The sequence below is a fragment of the Streptomyces sp. SM18 genome (genome assembly GCF_002910775.2).
Classification (GTDB): domain Bacteria; phylum Actinomycetota; class Actinomycetes; order Streptomycetales; family Streptomycetaceae; genus Streptomyces; species Streptomyces halstedii.
On the sequence record NZ_CP029342.1, the window covers coordinates 6,764,642 to 6,785,450 of the forward strand.

At 71.4% G+C, this 20,809-nt stretch carries 19 protein-coding genes and 1 riboswitch; of the genes, 15 read left to right on the forward strand and 4 right to left on the reverse strand.

The window, feature by feature from the left end:
• Positions 1-4 precede the first annotated feature (4 nt).
• The 13 genes from B9S64_RS30020 (at position 5) to B9S64_RS34655 (ending at position 13,965) form a co-directional block, all read left to right on the forward strand.
• Complete coding sequence (locus B9S64_RS30020) at positions 5-877, forward strand: glycosyltransferase (protein WP_203631742.1); 873 nt, start codon at positions 5-7, stop codon at positions 875-877.
• Positions 878-984: 107 nt separating this feature from the next.
• The gene (locus tag B9S64_RS30025; protein WP_103493246.1) at positions 985-1,914 is read left to right on the forward strand and encodes an ABC transporter permease; all 930 of its coding nucleotides are present in this window, start codon (positions 985-987) and stop codon (positions 1,912-1,914) included.
• The gene (locus B9S64_RS30030) at positions 1,907-2,692 is read left to right on the forward strand and encodes an ABC transporter ATP-binding protein (protein ID WP_028440792.1); all 786 of its coding nucleotides are present in this window, start codon (positions 1,907-1,909) and stop codon (positions 2,690-2,692) included. The genes B9S64_RS30025 and B9S64_RS30030 overlap by 8 nt, the downstream gene beginning before the upstream one ends.
• 419 nt (positions 2,693-3,111) lie before the next feature.
• Positions 3,112-4,032, forward strand: a complete 921-nt coding sequence (hpnC, locus tag B9S64_RS30035) for a squalene synthase HpnC (protein WP_103493245.1) — start codon at positions 3,112-3,114, stop codon at positions 4,030-4,032.
• Between the two features lie 29 nt (positions 4,033-4,061).
• Positions 4,062-4,985 (forward strand): presqualene diphosphate synthase HpnD, encoded by a 924-nt coding sequence (gene hpnD, locus B9S64_RS30040; RefSeq protein WP_181012420.1) that lies wholly within the window; start codon positions 4,062-4,064, stop codon positions 4,983-4,985.
• A gap of 97 nt (positions 4,986-5,082) precedes the next feature.
• Positions 5,083-6,471 (forward strand): hydroxysqualene dehydroxylase HpnE, encoded by a 1,389-nt coding sequence (hpnE, locus tag B9S64_RS30045; protein ID WP_103493243.1) that lies wholly within the window; start codon positions 5,083-5,085, stop codon positions 6,469-6,471.
• Entirely contained in the window at positions 6,468-7,571 is a 1,104-nt protein-coding gene (locus B9S64_RS30050) for a polyprenyl synthetase family protein (protein ID WP_103493242.1), read from the forward strand. The genes hpnE and B9S64_RS30050 overlap by 4 nt, the downstream gene beginning before the upstream one ends.
• A gap of 102 nt (positions 7,572-7,673) precedes the next feature.
• Entirely contained in the window at positions 7,674-9,683 is a 2,010-nt protein-coding gene (gene shc / locus B9S64_RS30055) for a squalene--hopene cyclase (RefSeq protein WP_103493241.1), read from the forward strand.
• A gap of 4 nt (positions 9,684-9,687) precedes the next feature.
• Positions 9,688-10,338: a 1-hydroxy-2-methyl-2-butenyl 4-diphosphate reductase gene (locus B9S64_RS30060; RefSeq protein WP_103493240.1), complete on the forward strand. Its 651-nt coding sequence runs from the start codon at positions 9,688-9,690 to the stop codon at positions 10,336-10,338.
• 6 nt (positions 10,339-10,344) lie between these two features.
• Entirely contained in the window at positions 10,345-11,361 is a 1,017-nt protein-coding gene (gene hpnH / locus B9S64_RS30065; RefSeq protein WP_028440785.1) for an adenosyl-hopene transferase HpnH, read from the forward strand.
• Positions 11,362-11,525: 164 nt separating this feature from the next.
• On the forward strand, positions 11,526-12,923 hold the full coding sequence (locus B9S64_RS30070) for an aspartate aminotransferase family protein (RefSeq protein ID WP_103493239.1): 1,398 nt from the start codon (positions 11,526-11,528) through the stop codon (positions 12,921-12,923).
• 153 nt (positions 12,924-13,076) lie between these two features.
• Positions 13,077-13,685, forward strand: a complete 609-nt coding sequence (locus B9S64_RS30075) for a helix-turn-helix domain-containing protein (RefSeq protein ID WP_103493238.1) — start codon at positions 13,077-13,079, stop codon at positions 13,683-13,685.
• A 106-nt stretch (positions 13,686-13,791) separates the two neighbouring features.
• On the forward strand, positions 13,792-13,965 hold the full coding sequence (locus tag B9S64_RS34655; RefSeq protein ID WP_181012419.1) for a DUF6126 family protein: 174 nt from the start codon (positions 13,792-13,794) through the stop codon (positions 13,963-13,965).
• 242 nt (positions 13,966-14,207) lie between these two features.
• Here the strand turns inward: B9S64_RS34655 and B9S64_RS30080 are convergent, their stop codons facing one another.
• Complete coding sequence (locus tag B9S64_RS30080) at positions 14,208-15,017, reverse strand: tyrosine-protein phosphatase (RefSeq protein WP_103493237.1); 810 nt, start codon at positions 15,015-15,017, stop codon at positions 14,208-14,210.
• Positions 15,018-15,418: 401 nt separating this feature from the next.
• A riboswitch (cyclic di-AMP (ydaO/yuaA leader) is annotated at positions 15,419-15,577 on the forward strand.
• A gap of 4 nt (positions 15,578-15,581) precedes the next feature.
• Between B9S64_RS30080 and B9S64_RS30085 the strand changes: the two genes are divergently transcribed.
• Both B9S64_RS30085 and B9S64_RS30090 read left to right on the forward strand, forming a co-directional pair.
• Positions 15,582-16,547 (forward strand): M23 family metallopeptidase, encoded by a 966-nt coding sequence (locus tag B9S64_RS30085; protein WP_103493236.1) that lies wholly within the window; start codon positions 15,582-15,584, stop codon positions 16,545-16,547.
• 187 nt (positions 16,548-16,734) lie between these two features.
• Positions 16,735-17,562: an SGNH/GDSL hydrolase family protein gene (locus tag B9S64_RS30090; RefSeq protein ID WP_103493252.1), complete on the forward strand. Its 828-nt coding sequence runs from the start codon at positions 16,735-16,737 to the stop codon at positions 17,560-17,562.
• A gap of 26 nt (positions 17,563-17,588) precedes the next feature.
• Here the strand turns inward: B9S64_RS30090 and B9S64_RS30095 are convergent, their stop codons facing one another.
• The 3 genes from B9S64_RS30095 to B9S64_RS30105 all read right to left on the reverse strand — a co-directional run bounded on the left by B9S64_RS30095 (position 17,589) and on the right by B9S64_RS30105 (position 20,796).
• The gene (locus B9S64_RS30095) at positions 17,589-18,506 is read right to left on the reverse strand and encodes an STM4011 family radical SAM protein (protein WP_103493251.1); all 918 of its coding nucleotides are present in this window, start codon (positions 18,504-18,506) and stop codon (positions 17,589-17,591) included.
• A gap of 134 nt (positions 18,507-18,640) precedes the next feature.
• Positions 18,641-19,987, reverse strand: a complete 1,347-nt coding sequence (locus B9S64_RS30100) for an STM4012 family radical SAM protein (RefSeq protein ID WP_103493235.1) — start codon at positions 19,985-19,987, stop codon at positions 18,641-18,643.
• Positions 19,984-20,796: an STM4013/SEN3800 family hydrolase gene (locus B9S64_RS30105; protein ID WP_103493234.1), complete on the reverse strand. Its 813-nt coding sequence runs from the start codon at positions 20,794-20,796 to the stop codon at positions 19,984-19,986. The genes B9S64_RS30100 and B9S64_RS30105 overlap by 4 nt, the downstream gene beginning before the upstream one ends.
• Between the last annotated feature and the right edge of the window lie 13 nt (positions 20,797-20,809).

A 20,809-nucleotide genomic window follows, 5' to 3' on the forward strand; every position in this document is an offset into this window, starting at 1 on the left:
CTCCATGAAACTCGGCGCGGTCATCATCACCATGGGCAACCGCCCCGACGAACTGCGCGCCCTCCTCGACTCGGTCGCCCGGCAGGACGGCGACCGGGTCGAGGTGGTCGTCGTCGGCAACGGTGCCCCGGTCCCCGACGTCCCCGAGGGCGTACGGACGGTGGAGCTGCCCGAGAACCTGGGCATCCCGGGCGGCCGCAACGTCGGTATCGAGGCCTTCGGCCCGTCCGGCTCGGACGTGGACGGGCTGCTCTTCCTCGACGACGACGGGCTCCTGGCGAACACCGACACCGCCGAGCTGTGCCGGCGGGCGTTCGACGCGGATCCTGAGCTGGGCATCATCACCTTCCGCATCGCCGACCCGGACACCGGGATCACCCAGCGCCGGCACGTGCCGCGGCTGCGGGCCTCCGACCCGATGCGCTCGTCGAGGGTGACGACCTTCCTCGGCGGGGCCAACGCGGTCCGCACCCAGGTGCTCGCCGAGGTCGGGGGGCTCCCCGGTGACTTCTTCTACGCGCACGAGGAGACCGACCTCGCCTGGCGGGCCCTCGACGCCGGCTGGATGATCGACTATCGCGCGGACATGGTCCTCAACCACCCCACCACCGCGCCCTCCCGGCACGCGGTCTACCACCGCATGGTGGCCCGCAACCGGGTCTGGCTCGCCCGCCGGAACCTGCCCGCGCCGCTGGTGCCCCTCTACGTCGGGGTCTGGCTGCTGCTCACGCTGGTGCGCAGGCCCTCGGCACCGGCCCTGAAGGCGTGGTTCGGCGGCTTCCGGGAGGGCTGGACCAAGCCCTGCGGGCCGCGGCGTCCCATGAGGTGGCGTACGGTATGGCGGCTGACCAGACTGGGCCGACCACCCGTGATCTGAGAGGCTCTCCTCTGAGAACATGAGCCGTAGACATATGTACGGGGACCCCTGTCCGCCCTGGCCGCGCCCGCTCGCGCCGCGCACTGTGAAGACGAGAGTTCTGACTTGTGAGTGACACGACCCAAGACGGCGGGCTCGCCCTGAGCGCCCCGCCGTCCGCCGACGACGGGCTGAGCGCGTCCCAGCTGGCCGCCAAGTACGGCCTGGCCGTGAGCGGTGCCAGGCCCGGACTCCTCGCGTACATCCGGCAGCTCTGGGGCCGCCGGCACTTCATCCTGGCCTTCTCCCGGGCCAAGCTGACGGCGCAGTACAGCCAGGCCAAGCTCGGCCAGGTGTGGCAGGTGGTCACACCGCTGCTGAACGCCCTGGTCTACTTCCTGATCTTCGGCCTGATCCTGGGCACCAGGAGGGGGATGACCCAGGAGGTCTTCATCCCTTTCCTGGTGACCGGCGTCTTCGTCTTCACCTTCACCCAGAGCTCGGTCATGGCGGGGGTGAAGTCGATCTCCGGCAACATCGGCCTGGTCCGCGCCCTGCACTTCCCGCGCGCCTCCCTGCCGATCTCGTTCTCGCTCCAGCAGCTCCAGCAGCTGATGTTCTCGATGATCGTGCTGCTGGCGATCGCGGTCGGCTTCGGCAGCTATCCGGCGCTGTCCTGGCTGCTGGTCCTGCCCGCGCTGGCCATGCAGTTCCTGTTCAACAGCGGACTCGCGCTGATCATGGCGAGGCTGGGCAGCAAGACCCCTGACCTCGCCCAGCTGATGCCGTTCATCATGCGGACCTGGATGTACGCCTCGGGCGTCATGTACTCCATCCCCGTGATGCTGGCGGACAAGCCGCGGTGGATCGCGGACGTGCTCCAGTACAACCCGGCGGCCATCTACATGGACCTGGTCCGCTTCGCCCTGATCGACGGCTACGGCTCGGAGAACCTGCCGGACCACGTGTGGGCCGTCGCGCTCGCCTGGGCGGTCGTGGTGGGCGTCGTGGGCTTCGTGTACTTCTGGAAGGCAGAGGAACGGTACGGCCGTGGCTGAGGAATCGTCCAAGGGACACATCCCGACCGTGATCGCCGACGACGTGCACATCGTGTACCGCGTCAACGGCACGGGCGGCGGCAAGGGCAGCGCCACCGCGGCGCTGAGCCGGATCCTGCGCCGGGGCAAGGGGGAGCCGCGCGGCGTACGCAAGGTGCACGCGGTGCGCGGGGTCTCCTTCACCGCCTACCGGGGCCAGGCGATCGGGCTCATCGGGACCAACGGCTCCGGCAAGTCCACCCTGCTGCGGGCCATCGCCGGACTCCTCCCGCCGGAGAGCGGCAAGGTCTACACGGACGGCCAGCCGTCCCTGCTGGGTGTCAACGCCGCCCTGATGAGTGACCTGACCGGCGAGCGCAACGTCGTGCTGGGCGGACTCGCGATGGGCATGAGCCGCGAGGAGATCCGCTCCCGCTACCAGAAGATCGTCGACTTCTCCGGGATCAACGAGAAGGGCGACTTCATCACGCTGCCCATGCGGACGTACTCCTCCGGCATGGCGGCCCGGCTGCGCTTCTCCATCGCGGCGGCCAAGAACCACGACGTGCTCATGATCGACGAGGCGCTGGCCACCGGTGACCGCAAGTTCCGGGTGCGCTCCGAGGAGCGGATCCGCGAGCTGCGCAAGGAGGCCGGCACGGTCTTCCTCGTCAGCCACAACAACAAGACGATCCGGGACACCTGCGACCGGGTGCTGTGGCTGGAGAAGGGCGAGCTCCTGATGGACGGCTCCACCGACGAGGTGCTCAAGGCCTACGAGCGGGAGACCGGCAAGTAGTCTCCACGTGTCCGTGGCCCCCGCCGGAGAGGAACCCCCGGCGGGGGCCACGGCGTGTGGCCGCGGATACGGCGGATGCGGCAGAGGCACCTGGGACATCTCCTTCCGGCGGATGACGCCAATCGCGGTCGTTACGGGGAAGGTTGGCGGGGCGGGCGGCGTTGTACCGGGGCGCGCCGCACCCCGGCGCCCCGGTGCGAGTTGTACAACGTAAGCTGTACCGGTGCTGATTCGCGGCCGTTTCGTGGTGATACGCCCCGGTGTATCGATCGTCTCTGTCCGTCGCACAGGAGAGTGTGAGCGGCGTGTCCGAAAAGGGATGTTTTGGGTCGGCAGTGTAGAACGGGAGATATGACGGCAATGATGGGAAATCTCCAGCTCCGACGTGGTTTCGCCGTCCCCGCGTCGGGCGGTACGCGGTGACCCGTACCCCGAAGGCGTACACCGACGCCGCCGCGACCGGCACCCTCGGCAAGGCCGCCGACGAGAACTTCCCCGTCGCCCCCTTCTTCCTGCCGCAGGCCTGGCGCGACGACCTCATGGCCGTGTACGGCTTCGCCCGGCTCGTCGACGACATCGGCGACGGCGATCTCGCGCCCGGCGGCGCCGACGCCCGCCACCTCGGCGTGGAGGCCGGAGGCGACGAGGACCGGCTCGCCCTGCTCGACGCGTTCGAGGCCGACCTGCACCGCGTCTTCGCGACCACCGGCGACGGCCCGCGCCACCCCCTGCTGCGCGCCCTGCGCCCCACCGTGCGGCGCTGCGCGCTCACCCCCGACCCCTTCCTCGGGCTCGTCGAGGCCAACCGGCAGGACCAGAAGGTCCGCCGCTACGCCACCTACGAGGAGCTCCTGGCCTACTGCGAGCTGTCCGCCAACCCCGTCGGCCGCCTCGTCCTCCAGATCACCGGCACCGCCAGCCCCGAGCGCGTCCGCCGCTCCGACGCCGTGTGCACCGCGCTGCAGATCGTCGAGCACCTCCAGGACGTCGCCGAGGACCTCGCCCGGGACCGGATCTACCTGCCCGCCGAGGACATGGCCCGCTTCCACGTCGGCGAGGACGACCTCGCCCTGCCCAGCGCGGGAGCCTCGCTGCGCGCCCTGATCGCCTTCGAGGCGCAGCGCGCCCACGAGCTGCTGGACGAGGGCACCGCACTGGTGGGCAGCGTCCACGGCAGACTCAGACTGCTGCTCGCGGGATTCGTCGGCGGGGGCCGGGCCGCCCTTGGCGCCGTCTCGGCCGCCGGTTTCGACGTACTGCCCGGACCGCCCAAGCCCACCGCGCCCCGACTGCTGCGCGACGTGGGAGCAGTCCTGCGAAGAGCGCACAGAGAGAGGTGAGCCGGACCGTGGAGGGACAGACGACGTACATGTCGGCACCGGTACAGGCCGCGTACAGCTACTGCGAGGCCGTCACCGGACAGCAGGCCCGCAACTTCGCGTACGGCATCAGGCTCCTGCCGTACGAGAAGCGGCAGGCCATGTCGGCGTTGTACGCCTTCTCCCGTCGGGTCGACGACATCGGCGACGGGGTACTGGAGCCGGAGACCAAGCGGTCCCGGCTGGAGGGCACCCGCGCGCTGCTCGACCGGGTCCGGCACGGCGCCGTCGACGAGGACGACACCGACCCGGTGGCCGTCGCGCTCGCCGACGCGGCCCGCCGGTTCCCGCTGCCGCTCGGCGGCCTCGACGAGCTGATCGACGGCGTCCTGATGGACGTGCGCGGCGAGCACTACGAGACCTGGGACGACCTGAAGACCTACTGCCGGTGCGTCGCGGGAGCCATCGGGCGGCTGAGCCTCGGCGTCTTCGGGACGGCACCGGGCGTACCGGGCGCCGACCGCGCCGCCGAGTACGCCGACACCCTCGGCCTCGCCCTCCAGCTCACCAACATCCTGCGCGACGTCAGGGAGGACGCGGGCAACGGCCGCACCTACCTGCCCGCCGACGACCTCGCCAAGTTCGGCTGCTCCGCGGGCTTCCACCGGGCCACCCCGCCCCCCGGCTCCGACTTCGCCGGACTGGTGCACTTCGAGGTCCGGCGGGCCCGCGCCCTGTTCGCCGAGGGCTACCGGCTGCTGCCCATGCTCGACCGGCGCAGCGGAGCGTGCGTGGCCGCGATGGCCGGCATCTACCGCCGCCTCCTGGACCGCATCGAGCGCGACCCCGAGGCCGTCCTGCGCGGACGGGTCTCGCTGCCTGGCCACGAGAAGGCCTATGTCGCGGTCCGCGGGCTCTCGGGTCTCGACGCGCGTCACATCTCGCGCCGTACGACCAGGGGGCGGAGCCGGTGACGGGGCGTATCCTCCTGCCGGACGGCGGGGCGGAGCGGGCAACCCCGCGCCCGGCCCGTGCGTCCCTGACCGCGACGACACTGCGAAAGGGAGACGGATGAACGGCCGGACCCCGCACCCCTCCAGGGCGGTGGTCGTCGGCGGCGGACTCGCCGGAGTCACCGGCGCCCTCCGCCTCGCCGACGCCGGTGTCCGGGTGACCCTGCTCGAAGGACGCCCCCGGCTGGGCGGGCTGGCCTTCTCCTTCCGCCGCGGCGACCTGTCCGTGGACAACGGGCAGCACGTCTACCTGCGGTGCTGCACCGCCTACCGGTGGTTCCTGGACCGCGTCGAGGGCACCGCCCTCGCCCCGTTGCAGACCCGTCTCGACGTGCCCGTCCTGGACGTCGGGCGCTCCGGCGGACCCCGGCTCGGACGGCTGCGCCGCGGCGGGCTGCCCGTACCGCTGCATCTGGCCGGCGGACTCGCCGCCTACCCGCACCTCTCGCTCGCCGAGAAGGCGGGTGTCGCCCGCGCCGCCCTGGCCCTGGGCCGCCTGGACCCCGCCGATCCGGCGCTCGACGGCATCGACTTCGCGACCTGGCTGCGCCGCCACGGCCAGTCCGACCGCACCCTCGCGGCCCTCTGGGACCTCGTCGGCGTCGCCACGCTCAACGCCAGGGCACCGGACGCCTCCATGGCGCTCGCCGCCATGGTCTTCAAGACGGGGCTGCTCTCCGACCCGGGCGCCGCCGACATCGGCTGGGCCGCCGTACCGCTCGGCGACCTCCACGACACGCTCGCCCGCAAGGCCCTCGAATCCGCCGGGGTGGACGTCCGGGTGCGCAGCCGGGCCACCGGTCTGACCCGCACCGAGGACGGCCGCTGGGCGGTGGACACCGACGGCGAGCGCTTCGAGGCGGACAACGTCGTCCTCGCCGTCCCGCAGGGGCAGGCCCACGCGCTGCTGCCCGAGGGCGCCCTGGAGAACCCGGGCCGGCTGCTGGAGATGACCGACTCGCCCATCCTGAACGTCCATGTGATCTACGACCGCAAGGTGCTGCGCAGGCCGTTCTTCGCCGCGCTCGGCTCGCCCGTCCAGTGGGTCTTCGACCGCACCGCCTCCTCCGGGCTCCAGGGCGCGGGCCAGTACCTCGCGGTCTCCCAGTCCGCGGCGCAGGACGAGATCGACCTGCCGGTCGCGGAACTGCGCGCCCGCTATCTGCCCGAACTGGAGCGGCTCCTTCCGGCCGCCCGGGGCGCGGGGATCCGGGACTTCTTCGTCACCCGCGAGCGCACGGCGACCTTCGCGCCCGCTCCCGGGGTGGGACGCCTGAGGCCGGGCGCGCACACCCGTGCCCCCGGGCTCCACCTCGCCGGCGCGTGGACCGCCACCGGCTGGCCCGCCACGATGGAGGGCGCCGTCCGCAGCGGGTTCACCGCCGCGGACGCCGCGCTCCAGGTGCTCGGCAGGCCCCACCGACATCCGCTGCAGGAGGCGGCATGAGCAGTACCACCGGAACAAGAGGAGAGTCTGTGACCCCGGCGAACCCGGCTTTCGACACCGTGGCGGACACCACGGACGTCACCGCGCTTCTGGAGCGCGGAAGGGCCCTGTCAGCGCCGGTACTGCGAGCCGCGGTGGACCGGCTGGCGCCGCCCATGGACACCGTCGCCGCCTACCACTTCGGCTGGATCGACGCACAGGGCCGCCCCGCCGACGGCGACGGCGGCAAGGCCGTACGACCGGCGCTCGCACTGCTGTCCGCCGAGGCGGCCGGCGCTCAGGCGGAGGCCGGGATCCCCGGCGCGGTCGCCGTCGAACTCGTGCACAACTTCTCGCTGCTGCACGACGACCTGATGGACGGCGACGAACAGCGCCGCCACCGCGACACCGTATGGAAGGTGCACGGCCCGGCCCAGGCGATCCTGGTCGGTGACGCCCTGTTCGCCCTGGCCAACGAGGTCCTGCTGGAGCTCGGCACCGCCGAGGCGGGCCGGGCGGCCCGCCGGCTGACCACCGCCACCCGCAAGCTCATCGACGGGCAGGCCCAGGACATCTCCTACGAGCACCGCGAGCGGGTCACCGTCGAGGAGTGCCTGGAGATGGAGGGCAACAAGACGGGCGCCCTGCTCGCCTGCGCGGTCTCCATCGGCGCCGTGCTCGGCGGCGCGAACGACCGCACCGCCGACATCCTGGAGGCGTACGGCTACCACCTCGGCCTCGCCTTCCAGGCCGTCGACGACCTGCTGGGCATCTGGGGCGACCCGGATTCCACGGGCAAGCAGACCTGGAGCGATCTGCGCCAGCGCAAGAAGTCCCTGCCGGTCGTCGCCGCGCTGGCCGCGGGGGGACCGGCCTCCGAGCGTCTGGGTGAACTGCTCGCCGCCGACGCCAAGAGCAGTGACTTCGACAGCTTCTCCGAAGAGGAGTTCGCCGCCCGCGCGGCACTCATCGAGGAGGCGGGCGGCCGCGAGTGGACCGCCCAGGAAGCGCGTCGTCAGCATGCGGTGGCCATCGAGGCCCTGCACGGTGTCGACATGCCGGAAAGGGTGCGGACGCAGCTCACCGCGCTCGCCGACTTCGTCGTCGTACGAAAGAGATGATGACCATTCAGATATGACGCGTCGCCGGCGGGCGCCCACCAAAGGGCGCCCGCCGACGGAGACCCCAGCACAGCAGAGGACCAACTGCACGAAGGGGAAGCCATGACAGCGACGACCGACGGAAGCACCGGGGCCGCGAACCTTCGCGCGGTCACGTTCGGCGATCCGATCGAACCGACTACCGACACGGACGATGTCCTCGCCGCCGCGCGAAGGGCCACGGGGCGCTCGGTGGAGCACCTCCTCGGCAGGCAGGACGAACAAGGCTGGTGGAAGGGGGACCTCGCCACCAACGTCACCATGGACGCCGAGGACCTGCTGCTCCGTCAGTTCCTCGGGATCCAGGACCCGGAGACCGTCCAGGCGGCGGCCCGCTTCATCCGGGGCGAGCAACTCGGCGACGGCACCTGGAACACCTTCCACGGCGGACCGCCCGACATCTCCGCCACCATCGAGGCGTACGTCGCACTCCGGTTGGCCGGAGACCTGCCGGACGACCCGCACATGCTCCGGGCGGCCGGCTGGGTCAGGGAGCAGGGCGGCATCGCGGCCTCACGGGTCTTCACCCGCATCTGGCTGGCCCTCTTCGGCTGGTGGAAGTGGGAGGACCTGCCCGAACTGCCGCCCGAGCTGATGTTCTTCCCCTCGTGGGTCCCGCTCAACATCTACGACTTCGGCTGCTGGGCCCGCCAGACCATCGTGCCGCTCACCATCGTCTCCGCGAAGCGGCCCGTGCGCCCCGCCCCGTTCGCGCTCGACGAACTGCACACCGACCCGGAGCAGCCCGCCCCGCCCCGGCCGCTCGCCCCCGCGGCGAGCTGGGACGGCGTCTTCCAGCGGCTCGACAAGGCGCTGCACGTCTACCACAAGGTCGCCCCGCGCCGGCTGCGCCGCGTCGCGATGAACGCGGCGGCCCGCTGGATCATCGAGCGGCAGGAGAACGACGGCTGCTGGGGCGGCATCCAGCCGCCCGCGGTGTACTCGGTCATCGCCCTCCATCTGCTGGGCTACGACCTCGAACACCCGGTGATGCGGGCCGGTATCGCCTCGCTCGACCGCTTCACCGTCTGGCGCGAGGACGGCTCCCGCATGGTCGAGGCCTGCCAGTCCCCGGTCTGGGACACCTGCCTGGCCACCATCGCGCTCGCCGACGCCGGGGTGCCACCGGATCACCCGGCCCTGGTGAGGGCGGCGGACTGGATGCTCGGCGAGGAGATCGTACGGCCCGGAGACTGGTCCGTACGCCGCCCTCAACTGGCGCCCGGGGGCTGGGCGTTCGAGTTCCACAACGACAACTACCCGGACATCGACGACACCGCCGAGGTCGTGCTCGCCCTGCGCCGGGTCCGCCACCCGGACCAGCCGCTGGTCGACGCCGCCATCGAGCGCGGGGTCCGCTGGAACCTCGGCATGCAGTCCCGCGACGGGGCGTGGGGCGCCTTCGACGCGGACAACACGAGCCCCTTCCCCAACCGGCTGCCGTTCTGCGACTTCGGCGAGGTCATCGACCCGCCGTCCGCGGACGTCACCGGGCACGTGGTGGAGATGCTCGCCGTCGAGGGCCTTGCCACCGACCCGCGTACCCGCCGGGGCATCCAGTGGCTGCTCGACGAACAGGAGGAGTGCGGAGCCTGGTTCGGCCGATGGGGCGTCAACTACATCTACGGGACCGGCTCCGTGGTGCCCGCGCTGATCACCGCCGGACTGCCCGCGTCCCACTCCTCCGTCCGACGGGCCGTCAACTGGCTGGAGTCCGTCCAGAACGACGACGGCGGCTGGGGCGAGGACCTGCGGTCCTACCATGAGGAGAAGTGGATCGGCCACGGCGCCTCGACCGCCTCCCAGACCGCCTGGGCGCTGCTCGCGCTGCTGGCCGCCGGGGAGCGGGAGAGCAGGGTGGTGGAGCGGGGCGTCACCTGGCTGGCCGAGACCCAGCAGGCCGACGGGTCCTGGGACGAGCCGTACTTCACCGGGACCGGCTTCCCCTGGGACTTCTCCATCAACTACCACCTGTACCGGCAGGTGTTCCCGCTCACCGCGCTGGGACGCTATGTGCACGGCGAGCCCTTCGCCGCCGCCGCTACGGGCACGGCCGCCGGCAGGGAGGCCTGACCCGATGGGTGATCCCCGAAGGCCGCCGGCCGCTCCGCCCCTGGTGATCGCCTGCGCCCTGGGCATCGAACTGCTGGCCCTGCGCACCGGGCGGGCGGGCGGCGCCTCGGGCCCCACTACGGTCGTACGGACCGGCATGGGGCCCAAGGCCGCCGAGACGGCCGTCCGGCGCGCGCTCGGCCGCGACGGCACGGGTGACGCGGCCGTCATGGCCTCCGGATTCTGCGCCGGCCTCGGCCCCGGGATGCACCCCGGGGACATCGTCGTCGCCGAGGAGACCCGGGACCACAGCGGCACCACCCCCTGCACGGGCACCGGCGTGCTGGTGGACGCCCTGGTCAGGGCGGTGCCCGGACGCACCGTCCACACCGGTCCGCTGACCGGCTCCGACCACGTCGTCCGGGGAACCGAACGCGCCGGTCTCAGGGCGACCGGCGCCATCGCGGTGGACATGGAGTCCGCCGCCACGCTTCGTACCGCCGTACGGACAGGACCGCGCCCCGTTGCGGCCGTACGGGTGGTCGTGGACGCTCCAGAGCATGAGCTCGTCCGCATCGGCACGGTCCGCGGTGGAATATCGGCATTCCGCGTTCTCCGTGCTGTCCTTCCGGCTTTTCACGAATGGCACCGATCTTTGCTGCTCCCCAGGAGGTGAGCCCAGATGGCCATGCCGCTCCGTCAGTCCATCAAGGTTGCGACGTATCTCGTCGAACAGAAGCTCCGCAAGCGGGACAAGTTCCCGTTGATCGTCGAGCTGGAGCCCTTGTTCGCCTGCAATCTGGCGTGCGAGGGCTGTGGGAAGATCCAGCACCCGGCCGGTGTGCTCAAGCAGCGGATGCCGGTCGCGCAGGCGGTCGGCGCGGTGCTCGAATCAGGTGCCCCGATGGTGTCCATCGCCGGCGGCGAACCCCTGATGCACCCTCAGATCGATGAGATCGTGCGTCAGTTGGTGGCCAAGAAGAAATACGTCTTCCTCTGCACCAACGCCATGCTCATGCGTAAGAAGCTGGAGAAGTTCACCCCCTCGCCCTACTTCGCCTTCGCGGTGCACATCGACGGACTGCGGGAGCGGCACGACGAGTCCGTCGCCAAGGAAGGCGTCTTCGACGAGGCGGTGGCGGCGATGAAGGAGGCCAAGCGGCGCGGCTTCCGGGTCACCACCAACTCCACCTTCTTCAACACCGACACCCCGCAGACCGTCATCGAGGTCCTCAACTACCTCAACGACGAGCTGAAGGTCGACGAGATGATGATCTCGCCCGCCTACGCCTACGAGAAGGCACCCGACCAGGAGCACTTCCTGGGCGTCGAGCAGACCCGCGAGCTCTTCAAAAAGGCCTTCGCGGGAGGCAACCGGGCCCGCTGGCGGCTCAACCACTCGCCGCTCTTCCTGGACTTCCTGGAGGGCAAGGCCGACTTCCCGTGCACGGCCTGGGCGATCCCCAACTACTCCCTCTTCGGGTGGCAGCGGCCCTGCTACCTGATGAGTGACGGATACGTCCCGACGTACCGGCAGCTCATCGAGGAGACCGACTGGGAGAAGTACGGCCGGGGCAAGGACCCGCGCTGCGCCAACTGCATGGCGCACTGCGGCTACGAGCCCACCGCCGTCCTCGCCACCACGGCGTCCCTGAAGGAGTCGCTGCGGGCGATGCGGGAGACGATCGCCCCGAGCTGACGTCCGGGAGGACGCGCGGGGAGGGTGCGCCCTCCCCGCGCGGTGTGACGCCGGGGTACGGGCGGCCGCGCGGGCCCGGCTCCGGTGGGGGCCGCCGCGCGGGCCGAGGCGGCCTGCACGGCCGAGGACAGTGGGGGAGTGGACATGCCGAAGGAGAGCGGGGAATGAAGGACAACCGGCCGGGGGGCTTCGACCTGGCGAAACTCCTGGCGGAGCGCGGCGACGAGAGGTACGAGCTGCACGCCCGGCACCTCAACCACCAACTGCCGCGCATGCTCCGCACCATCGGCTTCGACCGGGTCTACGAGCGGGCCCAGGGCGCCTACTTCTGGGACGCGGACGGGAACGACTACCTCGACATGCTGGCCGGGTTCGGGGTGATGGGGCTCGGTCGGCACCACCCCGTCGTACGCCAGGCCCTGCACGACGTCCTGGACGCCTCGCTGGCCGACCTCACCCGCTTCGACTGCCAGCCGCTGCCGGGGCTCCTGGCCGAGAGACTGCTCGCGCACAGCCCGCATCTGGACCGGGTGTTCTTCGGGAACAGCGGCACCGAGGCGGTCGAGACGGCGCTGAAGTTCGCCAGATACGCCACGGGGAAGCCGAGGATCCTCTACTGCGCCCACGCCTTCCACGGACTGACGACCGGTTCCCTCTCGGTCAACGGCGAGGACGGCTTCCGGGACGGGTTCGCCCCCCTGCTGCCCGACACCGCGATCGAACTGGGCGACCTCGACGCGCTGCGGCGCGAACTCAGGCGCGGAGACGTGGCCGCGCTGATCGTGGAACCCGTCCAGGGCAAGGGCGTCCACGCGGCACCGCCCGGCTTCCTGCGGGAGGCCCAGGAACTGCTGCACCAGCACAAGGCGCTGCTCATCGCCGACGAGGTGCAGACCGGCCTCGGCCGCACCGGCGACTTCTACGCGTACCAGCACGAGGAGGGCGTCGAACCCGACCTGGTCTGCGTGGCCAAGGCGCTCTCCGGCGGGTACGTCCCGGTCGGCGCGACCCTCGGCAAGGAGTCGGTCTTCAAACGCGTCTACTCCTCCATGGACCGCGTCCTCGTCCACTCGGCCAGCTTCGGTTCCAACGCCCAGGCCATGGCCGCGGGACTCGCGGTGCTCGCCGTGATGGAGGACGAGGAGACCGTCGCCAACGCCCGCCGCACCGGGGACCTGCTGCGCGAACGGCTCGCGGGGCTCGTGGACCGCTACGAGCTGCTGCACGAGGTGCGCGGCCGGGGGCTGATGATCGGGATCGAGTTCGGCCGGCCCTCGTCACTGAAGCTCCGGAGCCGGTGGGCGATGCTCCAGGCCGCGCGCAAGGGACTGTTCGCGCAGATGGTCGTCGTACCGCTGTTGCGGAAGCACCGGATCCTGACCCAGGTCTCCGGGGACCACCTGGAAGTGATCAAGCTGATTCCGCCCCTGGTCATCGGTGAGGCGGAGGTGGAGCGGTTCGTCACGGCCTTCACGGCCGTCATGGACGACGCGCACAGCGGAGGCGGGCTGATGTGGGACTTCGGCCGGACCCTGGTGAAGCAGGCCGTCGCCAACCGCTGAACGGGGGCGTGGGGCGCTGTCGGAGAGGCCCTGCCGGACCGGCCGGCCGCCCTCGGGAAGGCCGGCCGCCCTCGGCGGGGCGGCTCGGCCAGCATTCTTGCCTCTCAGGTAAGGAATTTGCCTGGGAGGAAAGATCCTGGCTCAATAGGGGGTATGAACCACCCTGAAGGAGCGGTGACCGACGAGGTGCCGGGCGTCGCGCCCCGCCTGCGGGACCTGCGGCGCGACCGGGGCCTCACCCTGGAGACGGCCGCCGGCCGGGCGGGACTCTCGCCGGCGCACCTCTCCCGGCTGGAGACGGGCCGCAGACAGCCCTCGCTGCCGATGCTGCTGGGCCTCGCCCGGATCTACGGTACGACGGTCTCCGCGCTTCTCGGTGAGGTACCGCCCGAACGTGACGCGATCGTCCGTGGCGGTCCCCTTGGCGCGAGCGAGGCGGACGGGTGGCGCTACCGGCAGGCGGGCGGGTCGGGGCGCGCGATGCAAGCCCTGCGCGTGCGTGTGCCGTACGGCACGGAGGGCGACCTCGTGCGGGTCCATCCGGGCGAGGAATGGCTGTACGTCCTGGAAGGCCGCCTCAGGGTCGCCCTGGGGGAGACGCTGCACGATCTCGGCCCCGGGGACAGCGCGCACTTCGACTCGCTGACCCCGCACCGGATCGCCTCGCTCGACCGGTCCGGCGCCCAGCTGCTCTTCGTCCACACGCTGCTGCAGAGCTCCGCCGCCGAGCTGTGCCTGGGCAACGGGATCCATCGGCTCTGAAGCCGCCCCCGCCGCCCCCGCGCACTCCTCGCCGGGCTCCCCTCCACCTCCTTCGCCATCCTCCTTCGTCATCCTCCGGCCCGTGCGGGCGGAAGAGAGGACTGTCATGTCCGATTCCGAGAACTACGACCCGCTGACTCCGTACCGGCCGGACAAGAAGGAGACGCAGGAGCGGCGGATGCCGCGCGGCGTCGTCATCCGGCTCTTCGCCTACCTGGTGGCCGGACACGTCATCGCCGCGTTCCTCTACATCCTGTTCACCGTCGCCGGGGAAGGCTGACGGGGCCGCCGGGGCCGCCGGGGCCCGCTGGAGCCGGGGCGGCCGGTCCGGTGGGAACGCCGGGCGGGCGGCGGTCGCTCGGGCGGTGCCGGTGCGTTCCGTAGGCCGGCCGGCCGTACGCCCCGCGTCTGGCCGGCCGGTGTGTCCTGCTATGCCCTGAGGCCTCAGGGGCCTGAGATCCTTGGGGTCCGTGCTCCGCGGTCGGTTCGCTGGGGCCCGTGCGCTGGGGCCCGGGTGAGATGTCAGGCGTCCTCGACCAGGTGCTCGCGCAGCTTCTCGCGGGTTTCGGGGGCGAGGCGCAGCCCCTCGGTCAGATAGCGGTCCGTGCTGCCCCAGCTCTCCTCGATCGTGGTGAAGGCCGCGGCGAGGTACTCGGCACGCGCGCCAAAGAGCGGGTTGAGCAGTTCCATCACCTCGTCCGACATGCCGGCCGCCGAGGTGTCGCTGCGCTGCACCTTGTAGCGGCGGTGCGCGTCGTTGGACTTGAGGTAGTCGGCCTCGATGGCCTCCTTCCCGACGCCGACGGCGAGCAGTGCGACCGCGATCGAGAGTCCGGCACGGTCCTTCCCCGCGGCGCAGTGCATCAGCGCGGGCACACTGTCCTCGGCCAGCGCGTGCAGCACCCGGCTGTGCTCGGCGGTGCGGTCGGTGATGATCGACCGGTAGGAGGCGATCATGCGCTCCGTCCCCTTGCCGCCCGCCAGGATCGAACGCAGCTGCTCGATGTTCCCGTCGCGCACCAGCCGCCAGAACTCGGCGCCGTCCGCCGGGTCGGAGAGCGGGATGCTGACATTCCGGACGCCGGGCAGCTCCACGTCGTATCCGTCGAGCTTGTGGTCGGCCGCGTTACGGAAGTCGAAGACGGTGTGCAGGCCGAGGCCGGACAGGAACACGGTGTCGGCCTCGGAGGCGTGGGCCAGGTGGCCGCTGCGGTAGAGGCGCCCGAATCGCACCCTGCGCCCGTCCAGGGTGGGGAGCCCGCCCACGTCACGGAAGTTGCGGACACCGGTCAGCTCGGTGTCGGTCGACGGAACCTCTGGCAGCTGCGTCACAAGCACTCCTGGGGTGTCGGGTGTCGGCGCCGCTCGCCGACGAGAGCACGCTGGCGACCCTACGACATGGGTTCATCAGGCAATCGTTTCGGTCGCCCGGCGAGGGGCGACGATGAGGCCGTGTCCGTATTGGAGCATTTGAAATAACATGCCCCATTTGCTTGGCGGATGGTGGCGGTCAGGTGAGCGGGATCATATCCGTGACGGTGTGTGGCGGAGAGCGTGGCGGCGCTTCCGTACGTCGTGCGGAAAGCCAAGATCCGTAATCCACGGAGTGTGACGGGAATTCCGGCACGGAATTGAATGATGGATTCCGGGGTACGGCCGGTGGCTTGTTCCCGGCCTCCCGGCTCGCTTACGGTCACCGTCAATCCGGACGGAACGCCTAATCCTGCCGCCGCCCGGAATCCGCACCGACCCACGTGTGGCAGGAGCGGGGGAACCAGGTAAGTCGCCGACCGGAGTCATCCGGAACGGCTCGGGGTCAAGTCGCGTCCCACGCGGCCGGGCATCTCCAGTCCGAACCCGACAGCTCACCTCGCAGGCGCCGGAGAGGAAATCCCCATGCCCGCAAAGGGTAAGCACCGCCGTACGACGTCCGGTCCGATAGCCCGTGGCGTCCTCGCCGCGGGAGCCGGCGGCGCCGTCCTGGCCCTTCCGCTGTTCGGCGCCACCGGCGCCCACGCGGCGGAGCCGTCAGCGCCGACCGCCGGGTCCGCGACCACCGCGGCCGGTGCGTCCACCGCCCCGGCCGCCAAGAAGGCCAGTGCCCCGAAGACCTACTCCGTGGTCTCCGGCGACTACCTGTCGAAGATCGCGGCCGACCAGAAGCTCAAGGGCGGCTGGCAGAAGCTGTACCAGGACAACAAGGACGTCGTCGGCGACAACCCGAGCCTGATCTTCCCGGGTATGAAGCTGACCCTCGGCGCCAAGGCGTCCGGCGCGGCCACCCAGACCGCTCCGTCCGAAGCCGCTCCCTCGAAGGCCGCTCCCTCGAAGTCCGCCGCGTCCGAGGCCGCCCCGAAGACGGAGGCCGCCCCGAAGACTTCGGTCCCGGCCCAGAACACGGCCGCCGAGTCGTCCGCGCCGGCGTCCGCCTCCGAGAGCTCCGAGAGCGACAGCTCCGGCTGGACCACCCCCGTGGCCTCCGCCAACGTCACCACCCAGTACCACGCCTCCGGTGCCAGCTGGTCCAGCGGTTACCACACGGGCTCCGACTTCCAGGCCGCCTCGGGCACCAGCGTCCGGGCCATCGGTCCGGGCACCGTGGTCTCGGCCGGGTGGAGCGGTGCGTACGGCAACGAGGTCGTCATCCAGCACAGCGACGGCATGTACTCCCAGTACGCCCACCTGTCCTCGCTCGGCGTCTCGGCCGGCCAGACCGTGACCGGCGGTCAGCAGATCGGCCTCTCGGGCTCCACCGGCAACTCCACCGGTCCGCACCTCCACTTCGAGGTCCGCACCGGCCCGAGCTACGGCTCGGACGTCGACCCGATCGCCTACCTGCGTTCGCACGGCGTCTCCGTCTGACGCGGCCGGGCGGCCACGGCGGTTCTCCCTCCTGATTCGCCCGGAACGGAGGGGCGGTACGCGGTCGCGTACCGCCCCTCCGCTTATTCCAGCTTTACCAAAACCTGACCGGGTGGTCTTTCTCACCACCCGTCAACCCTTTATTACGGTCGCGTAGGTCACATTCAACGGGGCAAGATATGTGCTCGTGGCAGACGATTCGAGAAACAGACAGCACGGCAGCATCGGGTCGTACGCGGCGATAGGCGACAGCTTCACCGAGGGGGTCGGCGATCCCGGCCCCGACGGGACGTTCGTCGGCTGGGCGGACCGTTTCGCGGTCCTCCTCGCGGACCAGCTCCCCGACTCCGAGGGAGCGACGGGCCCGGCGGGCGAAGCGCACGGGCATTTCCGGTACGCCAATCTCGCCGTACGCGGACGCCTCCTCGACCAGATCGTCGAGGAGCAGGTCCCCCGCGCCAAGGAGCTGGCACCGGATCTGGTGAGCTTCTGCGCGGGCGGCAACGACATCATCCGGCCCGGCACCGACCCCGACGACGTGGCCGAACGCTTCGAGCGGGCGGTCGCGGACCTGGCGGGCTCGGTCGGCACGGTCATGGTCACCACCGGCTTCGACACCCGGGGTGTCCCGGTCCTCCGGCACCTGCGCGGCAAGATCGCCACGTACACCGCCCACGTCCGGGCCATCGCCGACCGCTACGACTGCCCGGTGCTGGACCTGTGGTCCCTGCGTTCCGTACAGGACCGGCGGGCCTGGGACGGCGACCGGCTGCACCTCTCGCCCGAGGGGCACACCCGGGTGGCGCTGCGGGCCGCGCAGGTCCTCGGTATCGAGGTGCCCGCCGATCCCGACCAGGCCTGGCCGCCGCAGGCACACCGCGGGGCGCTGGAAGTGCGGCGCGACGACATCCACTGGGCGCGTGAATACCTGGTGCCGTGGATCGGCCGGAGGCTGCGCGGAGAGTCCTCCGGAGACCACGTCGAAGCCAAGCGGCCGGACCTGCTGCCCCTTTGAGGCCTCAGCCGGTCCTCAGCCGGTCCTCAGCCGGTGACGAGAGGCAGCGGCCGCCGGTGAGGCGCCCGGCCGTCCGGCCCGTCCGGAGTGGGTGCCCGCACCGGGCGGGCGGGTATGCGCTCCAGCACCCCTCCGGCGAACACGTCGTACAACGGCAGGGATTCCAGGTGCACATAGCCGATGTGGCAGTCGCACACCGCGAGCGGGCAGCCGCGCGGGCCCAGTGAGCTCCGGTAGCCGCCGTCGTAGAGGTTGCCGAGCTCGGTCCGGACGAAGTGGCAGCGGCGCACCGTGCCGTCACCGTCGACCGAGATCACCGACTCACCGGTCCGGCACGGCAGTCCCGCCGAGGTGTGCGGATGCCTGCTGTAGGGGAACAGCGGGTCCAGCGCGGTCCATCGGTCCGCCTCCGCGTCCGTGTAGGTGTGGCCCTCGGCCGCGTTGACCCAGAGGTACACCTCGGGCGGCAGCGCGGCCCGGAGCCGTCGGGCCTCCTCCAGGTGGCTCTCCAGGCCCACCACTCCGACGCTGAAGCGCACCCCCAGCTCCGACAGCTCCCGGCACCGTCCCAGGAACCGCTCGTACGGGGTCTGGCCCGGGTGGTAGGTGCACCACAGGGCGACCTTGTCCCGGTCGGCGTCGGCCAGCCATCCGGTGCGGCAGCTCAGGTTGGTCTGGATGGCGACCCGGCGGATGTGCGGCAGCCGCGACAGCTCGACCAGCGCCCGTCGGTACCAGGACCGCACGAGACCCTCGCCCCACGGGGTGAACAGCACCGAGAGCCGGTCGCCGGTCTGCGCGCCGGCCCAGCCGGTGAAGCGCTCCAGGGCGGCGCGGTCCGCCCGCAGTTGCTCACCGCTGTCCCGGCGCTTGGCGAACGGACAGTACGGGCAGTCGTAGTCGCAGGACGCCAGCGGACCGCGGTACAGGACGGTCAGGTCGATGCACTCGGCGGCGCCGGAGACGGTCGGGCCGAGGCCGGTGCCGGGGGCCGTCGCGCCGGGGCTGGTGCCGGTGGCCGGCGGACCGCTTCCCGTGCGGGTGCCGGTGGTGGGCGGGTCGGTGCTCATCGGGGTGCTCACTTCGCCTCGTACGCGGACATCGCGGCCCGTACCGCGGGGGAGAACAGCTCCGGGCCCAGCGCGTCGGAGTGCGCCAGACCTTCGGGTGACAGCCGCAGCCGGCCCGGTGCCGCGGACCCGTCCAGCCAGCCGCGGGCCGCGAAGCGGTCCAGCTCGGCGGGGAAGTCGGCGTGCGGATCCGTGCCGAACCGCTCGCGGTACCCGGCCCGCTCCAGTCCCTCGGCCTGGAGCAGCGACTGCAACAGGTGGCGCCTGCGCGCCTCGTCACCGGTGACGTACCTGCCGACCTCCGCCCGGGAGAAGTCCTCGGTGGCCGTGAAGTCGTCGATGATGCCGCGGATCTCCCGCATCTCCACCGCGTAGTCGAAGGAGTAGTGCAGCGAGGAGGTGTACGAACGCGCGCCGCAGCCGAGCCCGATCATGCCGTCGGTCTGGCAGGCGTAGTCGTCGGGGCCGGTCTGCGGGGCCTCCTTGAGACGGAACATGCGCATCGACACCTGTTCGTAGCCGTGGGCGAGCAGATGGTCGCGCCCTGCCCGGTACAACCGCAGCCGCTGCTCGTCCCAGGCCGAGTCCGGGGCGTCCCCGTCGGTCCGGTGCCGGCCCAGACCCGTCAACGGGCGGACGTAGAGGGGGTAGAGGTAGAGCTCCTCCGGGCGCCAGGCCAGGGCGGCGTCCAGCGAGAAGCGCCAGCTCTCCTCCGTCTGCCCGTCGATGCCGTAGATCAGGTCGATGTTGAGGACGGGGACGCGGGCGTCGCGGATCCGGCCCAGTGCGGCCTCCACCTCCGCACGGTGCTGCGGACGGACGGCCGCCCGTGCCTCGGCGTCCACGAAGCTCTGGACACCGATGCTGACGCGGGTCGTGCCCCGCTCGGCGAGCACCGCCAGCCGGTCCGCCGTGGCGGTCGACGGGGAGGTCTCCACCGACAGGGGCACCGACCGCAGATCCGCGCCCATCCGCTTCTCCGCGATGTCACAGAGCCGCTCCAGCTCACCCGCCGTCAGGAAGGTGGGCGTGCCGCCACCGAACGCGGCGGCCGCGAAACGCACCGGTTCCGCGTCGCCCAGCGCGTCCCGGACGGCCGCGGCCTGCCGGTCCAGGGCGTCGAGATAGCGGGTGGTCAGCTCGTCCGGTGCGCCGATCCTGGTGAACAGGTTGCAGAAGCCGCAGCGGACCTCGCAGAACGGTATGTGCAGGTAGAGGGAGAGCGCGTCCTTGGGCTCGGAGGCCCACAGCTCGCTCAGGAGCGGGCGCCCGGCGGGGTGCCCGGCGAGCGGGCGGTAGGCCGTCTTGTGCGGATAGGCGTAGACGTAACCGCGGTACGGGGTGGTGCTGGTCATCGAGATGCCCCCGGGTCGAGGAAGAAGTGTGCGTACGGCACGGTCCAGACGGCCTCGTGCCCCAGCCGGTGACCGGTGTAGCCGCCGTCCCCGTACGCCGTGCCGTGGTCGGAGCAGACGATCGCGAAACACCGGCGGCGGCTGCTCGCGGCGGCGAAGAGGCGTCCGATGTGCCGGTCCACGTACTCCAGGGCGGCGGCGTGCGTCGCCCTGGAGTCGCCCGCCTCGGCGGTGGCGCCGGGCAGATGGAACCAGTTGGGCTGATGCAGGGCCGACACGTTGACGAAGAGGAACAGCCGCTGCTCCGGTGGCAGAGCGGCCACCACCCGCTCGGCACACTCCACCTGGGCCTCGAAGGAGGTGGGGGAGGCGACGCCGAACTCCGGCTCCCAGTGGCTCTCCTGGAACAGGCCGGGCAGCACCGAGCCGAGCGGGGGACGGCGGTTGAAGAAGCCGACCCCGCCGATGCACACCGTGTGGTAACCGGCGCCGACGAGGCCCGAGGGCAGATCGGGCGTCTCGTGGACGAAGGTGCCGTCCGCCGTGGACTCGCTGCCCGCGAAACGCGCCGCGAACAGGCGCGGATGCGGCCCGGGAGAGGCCGGCGTCGGCAGGAATCCCGCGAACATCGCCTGGTGCGAGGCGTAGGTGAAGCTGCCCGGAGCGTGCCTCTTCTCCCAGACGCCACCGGGGAGGTGACGGGCCAGATGAGGGATGCGGCCCGCGGCGGCGAGCTCCTCGGCGACATCGAAACGCAGGGTGTCCAGGGTGACGAAGAGCAGGTCGTGGCTGCCCACCACCGCGTTCATATCGGGGTCAGGG